This is a genomic window from Natrinema amylolyticum (genome assembly GCF_020515625.1).
GTDB classification, from domain to species: Archaea; Halobacteriota; Halobacteria; order Halobacteriales; family Natrialbaceae; genus Natrinema; species Natrinema amylolyticum.
This window is the reverse complement of record NZ_JAIWPJ010000004.1, coordinates 41259-54304: the sequence shown is the minus strand read 5'-3', so window position 1 is coordinate 54304 and position 13046 is coordinate 41259. Positions and strand designations below refer to the sequence as shown.

Below are 13046 nucleotides of genomic sequence, written 5' to 3'. Positions count from 1 at the left end.
CCACCCCTCAGAGAAGCGGGAGGAAGACGGTTAGGAAGAGATAGGCGTAGATCACGACGCCGACGACGAGGATGCCGATCGCGAAGTACTTCGCCCGGTTGTACTTCTTGCGAAGTTCCGACTGAGAGAGCTGTTCGACGGTCGCTTCGCTCACGGCCCGATCGCTCACATCGCGGAAGAATTCGACCTCCTCGCTGGTGGTCTCAGTCACCAACGAGACGCCGATCATCAGCGCGCTCGAGATAGCCAGTGCCGGAATGACGGGATCGAGCATGAACGGGATCGTAATCGTCCCCCAGACTTGGGAAAGCTGGTAGAGGAGAACGTACGATCCGAAGCCGCCGATCATCGACGCGAGCGCACCGTACTTGTTCGCACCTTCCCACTCGAGTCCGGCGATGATCATCGGGGCCCACGCGACGGCGAACAGGGCGCCCGCCCACGCGCCGAGCCAGTAGATTCCGAGCGGCTCGAACAGCGCGATGAGGGTGACGACGGCGACGACAGCGATCTGTGCGATGCGAGCGGCGAGGAGCCGCTGCGATTCGGAGAGGACGCGTCCGCCGGCCCGTTCGAAGAGGTCGCGCGAGAGTCCGAAGCCGGCGTAGATGAAGATCGTCGACGTCGTCGACAGGATTCCCGCCATGATACCGGCGATGGCCAGCCCGCCGGTGATCGGGCCAACCAGCTCTCGAGACATCCAGATCACGACGAGGTCGACGGGCTCGATGCTCGAGTTCAGCAGATACGTCGCGGAGACGCCGAGGAACAACACGGTGACGACGACGGTCGACAGGAGCGTAGCGATGTTCGTCCCCGTCATGAGATCGAAGTCGTTGTTCGCAGGGAATGCTCGCGAGATGATCCACGGTGCGACCATGAAGAACGCGAACCACAGCATCCATTGTCCGACGAGCCATCCCAGCGGCATGTCCATGTTCGCACCACCGACGGTCAGAACGCCTGGATTCTCGGCCGGAAGTGTCGTCGTCAACGCCTCCAGTCCGCCGGCTTGCCCGATAGCGATGGGTGCGAGGACGAGACCGGTAATGACCATCGCCACCGCCATGAGTGTGTCCGTCACGACGACACTGTACATCCCGCCGGCGACGGTGAACACGAGCAGTGCCGCACCGAACAGGAGTACGATCTGCTGATATCCGACGACGTTGAGGACGCCCGAGAGAAGATAGCCGGCCCCGATCAGCTGGATCACGCCGTAGCCGACGAGCCCGACCATCATGATCAGCGTCGCCGTGACGCGAACAGATTCGCTCTGATAGCGATCGCCGATGAAATCCGGTACGGTCACGTCTTCTAACATGCGGAGCCGGCGGCCGACGTACAACATGCCGACGACTAGTCCGGGCCAGCTGCCGTAGATGGCCAGCCACATCACCGCGCCCTCCGTGTACACGATGCCGGCGATTCCCATCATCGTACTTGCGCTCATGAAGGATGCGAACAGCGTCCCGGCGATGAGGATGCCACCAGCTTGCCTGTCCATCACGTAGAAGTCCTCCGGAATATCGATCACCTGAAAGAGGATGAATCCGACGAGGACGTACAGTGCCAGTACCGCGAAGAACACGACTTCGACCATCCCGAGACCAAAGACCATGTACTCACACCTCCGTGGACGGCTCTGCGGTCCGCGGTTCGTCCTCCGATGCGACGTTCGCTTCCAAGAGGTGTTCGCGGTACTCCGTCCGTAGTATCTTGAGCGTCCAGAGCGTTGAGAGGGCGATCGCGGCTAACGGATGCAGGAGTGCTATCATTACGTCAAGTGCTACCATATTGAATCCACCCATCCATTTCCAGGGTATGTGAATAAAGATTATGAATTGTCGGGGACAGCTACGGGCTCGAAAATACGAAATCGTCGTTGTAAGAAGAGGACGGCGACCGAAGTCGACTCGGTTACTCCTCGCCACCGCTGACGCCGACGATCTCTCCGTCTTCCCAAACGTAGAATCCTTCACCGGTCTTTCGTCCCAGCTTTCCAGCACGGAGCTTCCGTTTCAGCAACTGCGGCGGCTTGAACCGTTCGCCCAGTTCTTCCCGGAGGTACTCCATCACTTCGACGTTGACGTCGACCCCAGTGTGGTCGACGAGCTCGATCGGTCCCATCGGGAGATTGTACCCCAGTCGCATCGTCTCGTCGATATCCTCGATGCTGGCGACACCCTCCTGTGCCATTCGGATCGCCTCGAGACTGAACATCGCGCCGAGTCGGGACGAAGCGAAGCCGGGAACGTCGGTGACCGTCGTCGGCGTTTTCTGGATGCTCTCGACGTAGTGGTCGGCGAACTCCTTCGTCTCCTCGCTCGTCTGCTCCGCGACGACGATCTCCACGAGCGGCATGATGTGAGCGGGGTTGAAGAAGTGAAGGCCGATACAGCGGGACGGCTCCTCGAACACGCTGGCGATTTCCGTGACCGACAGCGACGAGGTGTTCGTGGCCATGATCGCGTCGTCGGGCGCGAACTCCTCGGCCTCCGAGAAGACGTCCTGCTTGATCTCGAGTTGTTCCGGAACCGCTTCGATGACGAGATCGGCGTCCTCGACGGCCGCCTCGAGCGAGACCGTTCCCGTGACCCGCTCAATCGCGTCCTCTTTCTCTGCCGGGGTAATCTTCTCGCGTTCGATCCCTTCCTCGAGATTCGCCTCGATCTGTCCGAGACCGTCTTCGACGAGTTCCTGTTCGACATCGCGAACGATAACCGAGTGTCCACCGAGAGCGCTGACGTGGGCGATACCGTGACCCATGGAGCCAGCTCCTAGGACTGCAACATTCATGCTAGGTCAAACCTCACCACTACCATCCGGCCCCTCGGTAATATAATTACTGTCGCCGGACGGACTCCGGGGATCGCGATACGGGTATCGCGACCGTCGTATACGCTATCCGAAAAGCGGTGCCGGCGCGTCGTCCGCTTCGATCGTTCCCCGGAGGCGGACCTCGTCGCCGATCTCGGCCGAACCGTCGATATGTGCCATCACGCGCGCCTCGTCCAGTTCGACGATCGCCACCTGATAGGGATCCTCGTCACTGAACCGTCGCGGCGGGACGGTGATCGTGGTCTCAGAATAGACGGTCCCCGTCGCCGGTAGTTCGACCGTCTCGAGTTCGCGGGAGCCACAGCGTGCACACGCCGCCTTCGGTGCCGCGGTGGCGTGACCGCAATCGCGACACTCCTGTCCGAGGAGGACGCCGTCCCGGAGCGCTCGTTTCCAGGACGCGTACGTCAGATCGCCGTCGATCAGTTCGTCGGCGCTCATGCTCGCGCCTCCATGAGCGTTACGAGGGTCGTTCCGGCGTCGCCGCCGAGATTGTGCGCGAGCCCCGTTTCCGCGTCGGCGATCTGCCGATCGCCGGCCTCGCCGCGGAGCTGCGTCGTCAGTTCGACGATCTGTGCGGTTCCGGTCGCCCCGATCGGGTGGCCTTTCGCTTTCAACCCGCCGCTGGGGTTGATCGGTATCTCACCGTCGAGAGCGGTTCGCCCCGCTTCGGCGGCGGGACCGCCCTCGCCGTCGTCGAAGAATCCGAGCGCTTCCGTCGCGAGTATCTCGGCACCGGTGAAACAGTCGTGGACTTCGGCGAAGTCGACGTCGGCGGCACTGCGACCGGCCTGCTCGTACGCCGATGCCGCCGCGTCGCGGGCCGGCTGGGTCGCTGTCAGTGACTCCTTGTCCGCGGCCGGAACGGTTCCCGTTGCGTGGCCGACTCCGTTCACGTCGACCGGCGAGTCGAACGAATCGGCCGCGTCAGGGCCGACGACGACGACCGCGCTCGCTCCGTCCGAGAAGGGACAGCAGTCCATCAGGCGGAACGGATCCGCGATCAGCGGCGACTCTAACACCTCCTCGACGGTCGCCTCCTTCCCGAAGTGGGCGTGGGGATTGTGCTGGCCGTTGGCGTGGTTCTTCACGGCGACGCTGGCGAGTTGCTCCTCGGTCGTTCCGTACTCGTGCATGTGCCGTTTGGTCAGCAACGCGAACACGCCGGGGAAGGTGATCCCCGCCGGCTGCTCGTACTGTCTGTCCGACGCGCTGGCGAATATCTCGGTCATTCGCGGCGTATCGAGTCCCGTCTCCGGCGTACATCGCTCCACCCCGCCGACGAGGACGACGTCGTGGACGCCGTTCTCGACCGCCTGAACCGCGTGCTTGAACGCGTTCGAGGACGTCGCGCAGGCGTCTTCGAAGCGCTGTGCGGGCACGCCGTTGATCCCCACGTGCGTCGCCAGTTTCGGCGCGAGGTGGGTTTCGTTTTCGGTCATTCCGCCGAGCGTGTTCCCGAGATAGAACGCGTCGATGCTATCGTTCGTCGTCCCCGCATCGTCTAGCGCCTCGAGTGCGGCGTCGGCGAACAGTTCCGCAAGCGTCCGTTCGTGGGGGCCGAACGTCGTCATGCCGGCACCCACGACACTCGCTCGTGCCATCGACTCCCACTGCGTAGCGTATGCGTATAAATCCCATCGCTGACCCTCCGCTACGCGGGCCGTGATCGACACGGGGCGAGCGTGTTCGGTCGAACCCGTTCGGATCCGAGTCGCGATCGATTCTCGAGTCCGTCGTATACTTTTATTATGAATGCGAAATACGAGACGGACATGACCGATAGGGACGTCTTTCTGCCGGTCGGTGCACAGCCCACGCTCGAGGATCTCGTGGATCAAGCGGTCACCGCCGAGGAGTTGGGTTACGACCGCGTCTGGTTTCCGGAGACCTGGGGACGGGACGCCGTCACCGCGATGGCGACCACCGCCGAACGGACCGACGAGATCGGGATCGGAACGAGCATCGCCAACATCTACTCCAGATCACCGGCGCTGCTCGGGCAGACAGCCGCCACGCTGCAGGAGGCCAGCGACGGCCGCTTCCGACTCGGCGTCGGCCCTAGTGGCCCCATCGTCATCGAGAACTGGCACGGGATGGACTTCGGCAACCCGTTGCGTCGAACGCGAGAGACGGTCGAGATCGTCCAGCAGGTCCTCTCCGGCCAGACGGTCTCCTACGACGGCGAGTACTTCTCGCTGGACGGGTTTCGGCTGCGCTGTGACCCGCCGGAGCCGGCACCACCGGTCGACGCTGCGGGACTCGGTCCGAAGGCCGTCGAACTCGCCGGTCGCTTCGCCGACGGCTGGCACGCCGTCAACTACACCAGAGACGGCCTCAGGGAACGACTCGAGGACCTCCGGCGCGGCGCCGAGTTAGGTGACAGGGATCCCAACGACCTCCGTGTGACGCTCGCCGTGGGCTGCTGTGCCCTCGCGGACGGCGAGCGCGCCCGCGAACTCGTCGCCCAACACACCGCATTCTACATCGGCGGGATGGGAACGTTTTACCGCGATAACCTCGCCCGTCAGGGGTACGAGGAGGTCGCCCACGAGATTCACGATCTGTGGCAGGAGGGCGACAAGGACCGCGCCACGACGATCGTTCGGGAGGAGTTGCGCGACCAGATGGGGGCCGCGGGGACGCCGGCAGAGGCGCGCGAACAACTGCAGCAGTTCCTCGATATCGACGGACTGGACGCCGTCAACGTCTCCTTCCCGCGGGGAGCCGAACCCGACGAGATACACGAGACGATGACCGCGCTAGCGCCGTGATCGGTCGAGATATCGACCGATAACGGCCCTGTAGCCGATACGCTCCACGACCATCTAGAGATTTTAATAGGTGGTAGACATAGTACCCGGATATGGCGGACCATTCCGACGACGATGTCCTCGAAATAGACGAGATCGATCGACGGATCCTCGAGATACTCGCGAACGATCCGCGGAGTCCGTACGCGGATATCGCCGCCGAGCTAGCCGAGTACGATATCGACCTGAGCAGCGAAGGCGTCCGCCGCCGCGTCACGTCGCTGCTCGAGAACATGACGAGTTTCTTCTTACCGCGCCCGAAACGCAATAGCTGGGAAATCGTCCTCATCACGGCCAGAACCGCCGACGAAGCGAACGCGAAACAGGACGTCTTCGAGGCGATGTCGAATATGGACTTCTGGTTCGTCGCCGAAGGGTTCGGGACCGTCGACCTGTACGGCATCGCCACCGCGAAATCGAACGCCGAGATCGACGACCTCCTCGTCCAGATGCGGGCGCTCGACTCGGTGACTGACATCGATTACTTCATCGAAACTGACCGTGCCGTGGATATCGGGAACTACCTTCCCGTTTACTGATCGGTTCCAGAACACCGCAATTTATCCTGAAAGAGACCACACTGTCTGTTTTGGTTTTCACCATCAAAACGCTACGAGAGTTCCGAGGGCGCGTCAGTTCCGTACCGGCGGCTCGAACGTCACGGTATCGAACGCGGTATCGACGGTGGATTCCGGGTGGACCGTCGCGACCAGATAGTCGGTTTCGTCGGCGAAGTAATCGACCAATCGGCGGGTCCGTTCCGCGTCGAACGCACCCAGCGAGTCGAGAACGAGTACCGGTGTCACGTCGTCGACGTCGTACGTGACGAACCCGGCAAGTGCGAGGACGAGCCCGATCATCTCCCGTTCGCTCTCGGCGAGGTGTTCGATGGAGTCCGATTGCGTCCGGCCGTCGATCTCGCGGGCGATCACGAGTTCGAACTCGCCGTCGAGCCAGACACGCTCGATCCGCTCGAACTCGAGGACGTCCAACAGTTCGTCCATCGTCTCGTTGAACACCGCTCGGAGCTCGCTCTCGAGGTTCTCGATTCGATCCGTCAACGCCGTGATCTCGTCGGAGAGCCGATCGACTTCCTCGCGTTTGCGTTCCAGCTCCGCCCGCGTTTCGCGGAGGGACTCACAGGTCTCCTCGAGTCGCTCGATCTCCCGTCGAAGCGTCTCTTTCTCGACTCGCGTCTCTTCGATCTCGTCTGTGAGCTCCGACTGTTCGGAGCGCTGATCGGCCGCCCGATCGGCGATTTCGTCGTCGAGTTCGGAGAGCCGATCGCGAATCGTCTCTCGCTGGTCGCGTCGTTCCTCGAGGGAGTCGCGGCGGCTCGCCAGGGTCTGCTCGACGTCCCCTTTCTCCGCCTCGAGCTGCTGGATCTCCGTTTCCGACCGCCGAACCCGCTCGATCTGCTCGGTGAGCTCCTCGATCTCCGGCTCGCGTTCGCGCTTTCGGCGTTTGTCCGCTTTGACGAGTTCCGTCAGTTCCTCGATCGTCCCTTCAAGCTCCTCGACCGGCGCCGATCGGCCACAGGTCCAGCAGGTCACTTCGTCGCCCATCAGTCCCGTCTCGCTGCCGAGTACGCCCGTGAACTCGGAATCGACCATCTCGCGATTCGCAGTCAGGACCGACTGCAACACGTCGAGCCGCTCCGTTACGTCGTCGAGTTCGGCCCGCGCGGACTCGCGTTTCCGTTCGAGGGCCTCGATATCGGTCTCTTCAACGGCGTCTCGCGCGTCCTCGAGGTCGGCTTCGATTTCGTCCCTCCGCTCCTCGAGACGGTCGATAGCGGCTTCGAGCTGTTCGATCTGAGTCTCACACTCGGTCTCGTCCGACCGCAGATCGGCACGTTCGTCGCGCAGCTCCTGTAGGACACCGTCGGTGTCGGTATCGGCGTCGTCCTGCTCGTCGTACAGCTCCTCGAGGGTCGACTCGAGTTCGTCGAGTCGGTCGCGTTTCGTCGCGAGTTCGCGTTTTCGGTCCTCGAGCCGATCGTCGACGTCACCGGCCGACTCGATCTCCGTTGTTAGCTCCCGCTTTCGCGCCATCTTCGTCGATCGCTCCGCCTCGAGCGCCTCGATGTCCATCGGCTCTTTCAGGAGCGACTCGACGTCCTCGTTTCGAGCTACGGCGCTTCTGAGCGAATTCGTCTCCAGTAGTCCCGCGAACCGCTCGAGAAGCGTGACGTCGTCGGGGTCCGTGATCCACGCCTCGCCGGTCGTCTCGATACCGGCGTCGGTCCGTCGAGCGATCCGCTCGACGCGCTTCTCGCCGGACGAGAGCACTGCGCGAGCCTCGTCGGCCCCGCTTCGGATCGGAACCGTCGTGCTCCCGAGCGCGAAGAGCAGTCCCTTAAGGAACGAGCTCTTATTCGCAGCGTTCGGGCCCTGAATGAACGTCGGTCCCGGGGTGATCGACAGTTCTTCGCGTTCGATACCACCGATATTCTCGAGTTCGAGATGCAGTGTTCGGTCAACCATAATCAGTTATCACACCGACAAACGTATTCGCGACGGATCGCTCGATCGCTCGGGACGCGAGCGTGACAGTTCTCACACTCGAGTTCGACGGTGACGGAGACGCTCACGTCACCGCCGGCGGTGAGTCGTCCCTTGTTCCGGAGCGATCGGACCGCCTCTTCGATTTTCGTGGACGCGTGGTCCCGTGAGATCTCGATCGCGTTTCGCTCCCAGTCCCCGCTCGAGAGGTCGACATCGGATTCGAGACACTCCTTCAGATGGGTTCGAATCACGCCGTACGAGACGAAATCGTCCCGTAACGTATTGATCGGAATCCCTGCATTTTCTAACTCCGTCGCGACCTCCGCCGCGACCGCTTCGTCCGACTGTAGCCGCTCGTACTTGGATTCGGCTTCGTCGCCGAGGGTCGACAGTCCCGCGCGGTCCATTTCGCGACGTAGCATGAGCGTATTGAACCACTCAGCGAGTTGCCGATACCCCTTCCGCTGAGAGGGGTCTGCCTGCCACTGCTCGAGTAGCCGCTCCTCGTATCGCTCCATACCGTACTCGTCTAATACTCGGCAGACTTTACAGCCGTACTCGCTCATCGGCGTTCTCTTTTCACCCATTGTAGATAAGAACGTTGGTTCATGTGCCGTGAATAAAGATCGATGACCCGCCCGTCGACTGGTACTCTGATTGTGGTATCGGTTCCTCACGCGATACTGATCGATGTGGAGTTGGTTGAGGGTCGTGCGGGTGCTGTATCCCCGCTCTACTCGCTCACTCTGATATTCTCCGTTCACTCCTTGAAGACGGGGATTAGCACCCTCTACTTCAGCTAATCCGCGGACCGATACGACTCGGACCGCCGTTGCCGAGCGAAATCGCCGTATCATGATCGGGGCCCCCGCTGTCCATGGGTACGGCTCCGACCCCGGGCTCGTCATTCGCTATCGTCGCTCTGGTCGCGTACCCAGGGATTCTCGTCGGTCGAACCCGCCGACGACCGGCCGACCTTGTAAACGCCGCGGGCCGTCGCAACGTGAGTATCGTCCGCATCGTAGACGTCGATATCGACCGGTGCGACCTGCCCTCCGTTTCGAACGACGGTCGCAGTCGCCCGGAGATCGCTGCGGGCCGGTGCGAGGTAGTCGATGCGCATATCGATCGTCGGGCAGATCTCTTCGGCGGCGGAGATGATCGCCATCCCGCCGACGTGGTCCGCCAGCGCGTAGGTCACACCGCCGTGTGCGATTTCGGTGTGGGCGTTCGACGAGAGTTCGCGGCGAAACGGGAGCCGAGCTTCGGCATGCCCGTCCGCCGCTTCGACTAGTTCGATCCCAAGGAGCTGTGCGAACGGGTTCGAGTCCGTAATCGTGAACGGATCCATCGGATACGTTCTCTACGCCGATAGAGAAAAACGTCCGGTCTCCAGCGATATCGGCAGTGAACCGGAACTCATCTCTGGATCTTCTGTAGTTCGTCCGACGGTGCGTTGACGGATCCGACGAATACGTTCGTCCGACCTTTCTATCATAAAACAGACGGGAGGAAAAGATCGGAAACCGAGCCTCGATTCATCGATATCCCGACAGCTGCGTCGGCATAACCACTTAGGCTAATTAAATAGGCCAATCGGTTATAACATCATTATTGGTATAAAGTGGTACCGCTCCGTAATCGAGTTGGCGACACAGCGTGTTCCGCGGATCCCCTCGAGCGGCGACGTATCGATTCGGTGCTTGAGCCGCCCTCATAAACTGTCCGTCGTCATCACCATCGCTCCGGGATCGCATTTCCGCAGTCGCTGGATCGGTGGATTCGGACTGGTTTCCGAACCGGGACGTCTACGATTATGTATCCCGAAAGAGAGGTTCGATAGCGTGGCGGTTTCCGCGAGTTCCGTCTCGAAATCGGAGTCGGTGTGGACGGCGCGTCGCTTCAGGCCACGGCGTCGGCTCGGCGGAGAAAGCGACGGCTCCGGTATCGAATTTTTCCGTGGTATCCGTTAAGAGACACTGCGTCGAACGTTCGCTCTCTACCCCTATACGGGAGATTCGATCGATTCGGATCGACGGCTACGGCCGGCCGATAGCGCCGACCGTCGAACTGAATTGCCGTCTCGTCGACTACAACGTGTCCGTGTCGCTTCTATCCGTCGACTGTCGATCGACTGTCCGTCTCCTCGAGTTCGGCAAACCCATCCTGTTCGGAAACTGGATAGTATGTGACAGTGATTAGCCTGGCAAATATCGATCCTCGACTGAGTTTATCGATCTCTGAAATCCTCTACTCGGCACACTTCCCCTACTAATCCATCAAAGTATATTGCTGCTTCGTTCGGGCAGTGGACACCCGTGGGCAAGATACCGTTTCTCGAACCTGAATGTCCTCTGGGAGCAATCCTCACGTTTATGAGACGCACGGAAGAACAACACACGTACGAGCATGGCGGATCTCTATACGCATACCAGCGACGACTCCGAATCGCAGGCGACCGTTCGTCTCGATCCCTCGAGGCGGGGAGAGACGGTCAGCCCCGAACTGTACTCGAAATTCGGCGAACACCTCTACACGCCCCGGAACGTGACGAACGTCCTCGAGGCACAGGCGCTGTTCAACCCCACGTTCGGCTCCTGGAAGTTCGGGCAGCAACAGTACGGTCCGGACGGCGGCAACAGCGCCGTCAGCGATCCCGAGGAGATGGACGACCGGATCGAGACGTACGCCGAGACGCACGGGATGCCGGACGTCGACCGGCTCCGGGAGGCCTATCGCGACGGAACGGCGCTGTGGTGGTTCCCGTATGGAACCACGGACGCGGTACGGACGAGTCCCGACACCGGGACGGCCGACGACCGTGCACAGCGGTTCGAGACCGGGTCGGCGGACGGCCACGCTGGCCTCGCGCAGTGGTGTCACCTGCCGGTCCACCGAACGAACGCGTTCGAAGGGCAGGTAACGCTGCGCGCCGCCGCGGAGACGCCGGTTCGGCTCGCAGTCCACGACGTCGATCCCGACGACGGAACCCTCGGATCGGTACTCGCGGAAACCAGTGTGACCGCTCGGGACGAGAACCGAACCGTCTCGTTCTCGCTGGAACTACCCTCGGACGAACTCAAGGAGTCCGAGCGGCTGTTCGGGTTCAGCGTGACCACGCGAGTTCCCGACGCGAACGTCGTCGTCGACCGGGTGTGTTGTTATCCCGACGACCACGTCGCCACGGCCGACCCCGAGATCGTCGACCTGCTCTCCGAGCTGAACCTCTCCGTGCTCCGATGGCCCGGCGGCAACTTCGTCTCGGGCTATCACTGGCGAGACGGTGTCGGCCCGATCGAGGAGCGACCGACGAAGCCGAACCCGGCGTGGGACGCCCTCGAGACGAACCTCTTCGGGACCGACGAGTTCGTCGCGCTCTGCGAGGCGGTCGGCTGTGAGCCGATGATCTGTCTCAACGCCGGGAGCGGGACGCCCGAGGAAGCGGCGCGGTGGGTAGAGTACTGTAACGGTTCGACCGACACCGAAATGGGCGCCTTACGGGCCGAACACGGCCACCCCGAACCGTACGACGTCACCTACTGGGAGGTCGGCAACGAGCTCTACGGCTCGTGGCAGATCGGCTGGACGACGCCGGCCGGCAACGCAGACCGATACCGGCGGTTTAAGACGGCAATGGAGGCCGTCGACGACTCGATCGAGGTGATGGCCTGCGGGAACCGCCACACTGACTGGAACGAGCCGCTCCTCGCGGAACTCGAGTCGACCGACTGGCTCACCGACCACGTCCTCGTCGAGTGTCACGCCGATTCGGAGACCGATCCGGTCGAACTGTTCAACGCGCACTCGGGCTTCGCGAGCCAGTTGCGCGCGGAGTACGACGCGGTCGCGGACGACTGCCGGGACGCCGGACTCGAGGGCGTCAGACAGGCGATCACGGAACTGCAGCTGTTCACCCGGTTCGACGGGGACGAGGACGACGAGGCGGATGAGAGTGAGGCGACGGGCGAGGAGAGAGAGGAGCGCCGGATGAGCCGGGAGACGCTCCCGACGAACAAGAGCATCACCGAGGCCGTCTTCGATGCCACGATCATCCACGAGTGTATCCGGAGCGGGACCGTTGACATGGTCACTCACTCCGGCGTCGGGAACCACGGCGGCGGACTCCGGAAGTCACAGGGACGGGTGTGGGCAGACCCCTGCTACTACGGCCAGCAGCTCGGGACGGGACTGATCGGCGGCACCCCGATCGGCGTCGACGTGACGTGTCACACCTTCTCGACGGAGACGACGTGGGGGTCGGACACGGGCCAGTGGTTCGGCGAACTCGAGCCGGTGACCGACGAGCCGGCCGTCGATGCGATGGCGGTGACCGACGCCGACGACCACGATATCGCGGTCGTGCTGGTCCACCGCGACGCCGGGGCGGACGCCATCGACGTCACGCTCTCGGGCGAGCCGCTGGAATCGCTCGACGAAGTGACGGTCGATCGGCTCTCGGCGGAGACGATGTACGACACGAACACGCTCGAGGACCCCCAGCGGATCACGCCGACGACCGACAGTGCGGCGGTCGACGACGGGAGCGTCACGGTGTCGCTCCCGCCGTACTCGGTAATCCGACTGACCGGGGACTGAGATTCGCCCGACTGCGCTGCGACGAACTAGATCTCGTCGAGAAAGGTGAACGGCTTCCAGCCGAAGTAGAGTCCCGCCGTAGCGATGACGATCATGACGCCCTGCACGCTCAGCGCCATGATCGATATCACGCGACCCTCCGATCCGGGCTCTTGGAAGGGGAACAACGCCAGCAGGATGATCGCCAGCGTCAGGGTAATCGAGAGGAGCGCCCGAAAGACGGCTTCGCTCGTATCCATTGGCCTCCTGTTTCGGCGACGTCGTAATAGAAGTACTGGAACGGGGCAGA

Annotated in this window: 11 protein-coding genes and 1 pseudogene; 3 read left to right on the top strand and 9 right to left on the bottom strand. The window is 62.3% G+C overall.

Annotated features, from left to right (window positions below):
* Positions 1-7 precede the first annotated feature (7 nt).
* The 5 genes from LDH66_RS19080 to LDH66_RS19060 all read right to left on the bottom strand — a co-directional run bounded on the left by LDH66_RS19080 (position 8) and on the right by LDH66_RS19060 (position 4445).
* Positions 8-1621, bottom strand: a complete 1614-nt coding sequence (locus LDH66_RS19080) for a sodium:solute symporter family protein (RefSeq protein ID WP_226482673.1) — start codon at positions 1619-1621, stop codon at positions 8-10.
* A 4-nt stretch (positions 1622-1625) separates the two neighbouring features.
* Positions 1626-1796: a hypothetical protein gene (locus LDH66_RS19075; RefSeq protein WP_226482672.1), complete on the bottom strand. Its 171-nt coding sequence runs from the start codon at positions 1794-1796 to the stop codon at positions 1626-1628.
* 124 nt (positions 1797-1920) lie between these two features.
* Positions 1921-2799, bottom strand: coding sequence for a 3-hydroxyacyl-CoA dehydrogenase family protein (locus tag LDH66_RS19070; protein ID WP_226482671.1), 879 nt, complete (start codon positions 2797-2799; stop codon positions 1921-1923).
* 105 nt (positions 2800-2904) lie between these two features.
* Positions 2905-3282 (bottom strand): Zn-ribbon domain-containing OB-fold protein, encoded by a 378-nt coding sequence (locus LDH66_RS19065; protein ID WP_226482670.1) that lies wholly within the window; start codon positions 3280-3282, stop codon positions 2905-2907.
* Positions 3279-4445 carry a thiolase domain-containing protein gene (locus LDH66_RS19060; RefSeq protein WP_226482669.1) on the bottom strand — a complete coding sequence of 389 codons (1167 nt, stop codon included), beginning with the start codon at positions 4443-4445 and terminating at the stop codon, positions 3279-3281. The genes LDH66_RS19065 and LDH66_RS19060 overlap by 4 nt, the downstream gene beginning before the upstream one ends.
* Positions 4446-4616: 171 nt before the next feature.
* On the opposite strand from LDH66_RS19060, the gene LDH66_RS19055 reads away from it, so the two are divergent.
* Both LDH66_RS19055 and LDH66_RS19050 read left to right on the top strand, forming a co-directional pair.
* Positions 4617-5615: a TIGR04024 family LLM class F420-dependent oxidoreductase gene (locus LDH66_RS19055; protein WP_226482668.1), complete on the top strand. Its 999-nt coding sequence runs from the start codon at positions 4617-4619 to the stop codon at positions 5613-5615.
* Between the two features lie 92 nt (positions 5616-5707).
* Positions 5708-6193 carry an Lrp/AsnC family transcriptional regulator gene (locus tag LDH66_RS19050; RefSeq protein ID WP_226482667.1) on the top strand — a complete coding sequence of 162 codons (486 nt, stop codon included), beginning with the start codon at positions 5708-5710 and terminating at the stop codon, positions 6191-6193.
* A gap of 93 nt (positions 6194-6286) precedes the next feature.
* Here the strand turns inward: LDH66_RS19050 and LDH66_RS19045 are convergent, their stop codons facing one another.
* The 3 genes and pseudogenes from LDH66_RS19045 to LDH66_RS19035 all read right to left on the bottom strand — a co-directional run.
* Positions 6287-8140, bottom strand: coding sequence for an archaea-specific SMC-related protein (locus LDH66_RS19045; protein WP_226482666.1), 1854 nt, complete (start codon positions 8138-8140; stop codon positions 6287-6289).
* Between the two features lie 2 nt (positions 8141-8142).
* Complete coding sequence (rdfA, locus tag LDH66_RS19040) at positions 8143-8727, bottom strand: rod-determining factor RdfA (protein ID WP_226482665.1); 585 nt, start codon at positions 8725-8727, stop codon at positions 8143-8145.
* A gap of 404 nt (positions 8728-9131) precedes the next feature.
* Positions 9132-9512 (bottom strand): annotated as a pseudogene (locus LDH66_RS19035) (PaaI family thioesterase); the annotation flags it as partial.
* A 1058-nt stretch (positions 9513-10570) separates the two neighbouring features.
* Here LDH66_RS19035 and LDH66_RS19030 point away from each other — a divergent pair.
* The gene (locus LDH66_RS19030; RefSeq protein WP_226482663.1) at positions 10571-12757 is read left to right on the top strand and encodes an alpha-L-arabinofuranosidase C-terminal domain-containing protein; all 2187 of its coding nucleotides are present in this window, start codon (positions 10571-10573) and stop codon (positions 12755-12757) included.
* 26 nt (positions 12758-12783) lie between these two features.
* Here the strand turns inward: LDH66_RS19030 and LDH66_RS19025 are convergent, their stop codons facing one another.
* Positions 12784-12996 (bottom strand): hypothetical protein, encoded by a 213-nt coding sequence (locus LDH66_RS19025; RefSeq protein ID WP_226482662.1) that lies wholly within the window; start codon positions 12994-12996, stop codon positions 12784-12786.
* Between the last annotated feature and the right edge of the window lie 50 nt (positions 12997-13046).

What these genes read in the sequence shown, in the direction of transcription:
- LDH66_RS19080 (WP_226482673.1), bottom strand. Translation starts at nt 1,621, where the DNA reads ATGGTCTTTGGTCTCGGGATGGTCGAAGTCGTGTTCTTCGCGGTACTG.
- LDH66_RS19060 (WP_226482669.1), bottom strand. Translation starts at nt 4,445, where the DNA reads ATGGCACGAGCGAGTGTCGTGGGTGCCGGCATGACGACGTTCGGCCCC.
- LDH66_RS19025 (WP_226482662.1), bottom strand. Translation starts at nt 12,996, where the DNA reads ATGGATACGAGCGAAGCCGTCTTTCGGGCGCTCCTCTCGATTACCCTG.
- LDH66_RS19070 (WP_226482671.1), bottom strand. Translation starts at nt 2,799, where the DNA reads ATGAATGTTGCAGTCCTAGGAGCTGGCTCCATGGGTCACGGTATCGCC.
- LDH66_RS19030 (WP_226482663.1), top strand. Translation starts at nt 10,571, where the DNA reads ATGGCGGATCTCTATACGCATACCAGCGACGACTCCGAATCGCAGGCG.
- LDH66_RS19055 (WP_226482668.1), top strand. Translation starts at nt 4,617, where the DNA reads ATGACCGATAGGGACGTCTTTCTGCCGGTCGGTGCACAGCCCACGCTC.
- LDH66_RS19050 (WP_226482667.1), top strand. Translation starts at nt 5,708, where the DNA reads ATGGCGGACCATTCCGACGACGATGTCCTCGAAATAGACGAGATCGAT.
- LDH66_RS19045 (WP_226482666.1), bottom strand. Translation starts at nt 8,140, where the DNA reads ATGGTTGACCGAACACTGCATCTCGAACTCGAGAATATCGGTGGTATC.
- LDH66_RS19065 (WP_226482670.1), bottom strand. Translation starts at nt 3,282, where the DNA reads ATGAGCGCCGACGAACTGATCGACGGCGATCTGACGTACGCGTCCTGG.
- rdfA (WP_226482665.1), bottom strand. Translation starts at nt 8,727, where the DNA reads ATGAGCGAGTACGGCTGTAAAGTCTGCCGAGTATTAGACGAGTACGGT.
- LDH66_RS19075 (WP_226482672.1), bottom strand. Translation starts at nt 1,796, where the DNA reads ATGGTAGCACTTGACGTAATGATAGCACTCCTGCATCCGTTAGCCGCG.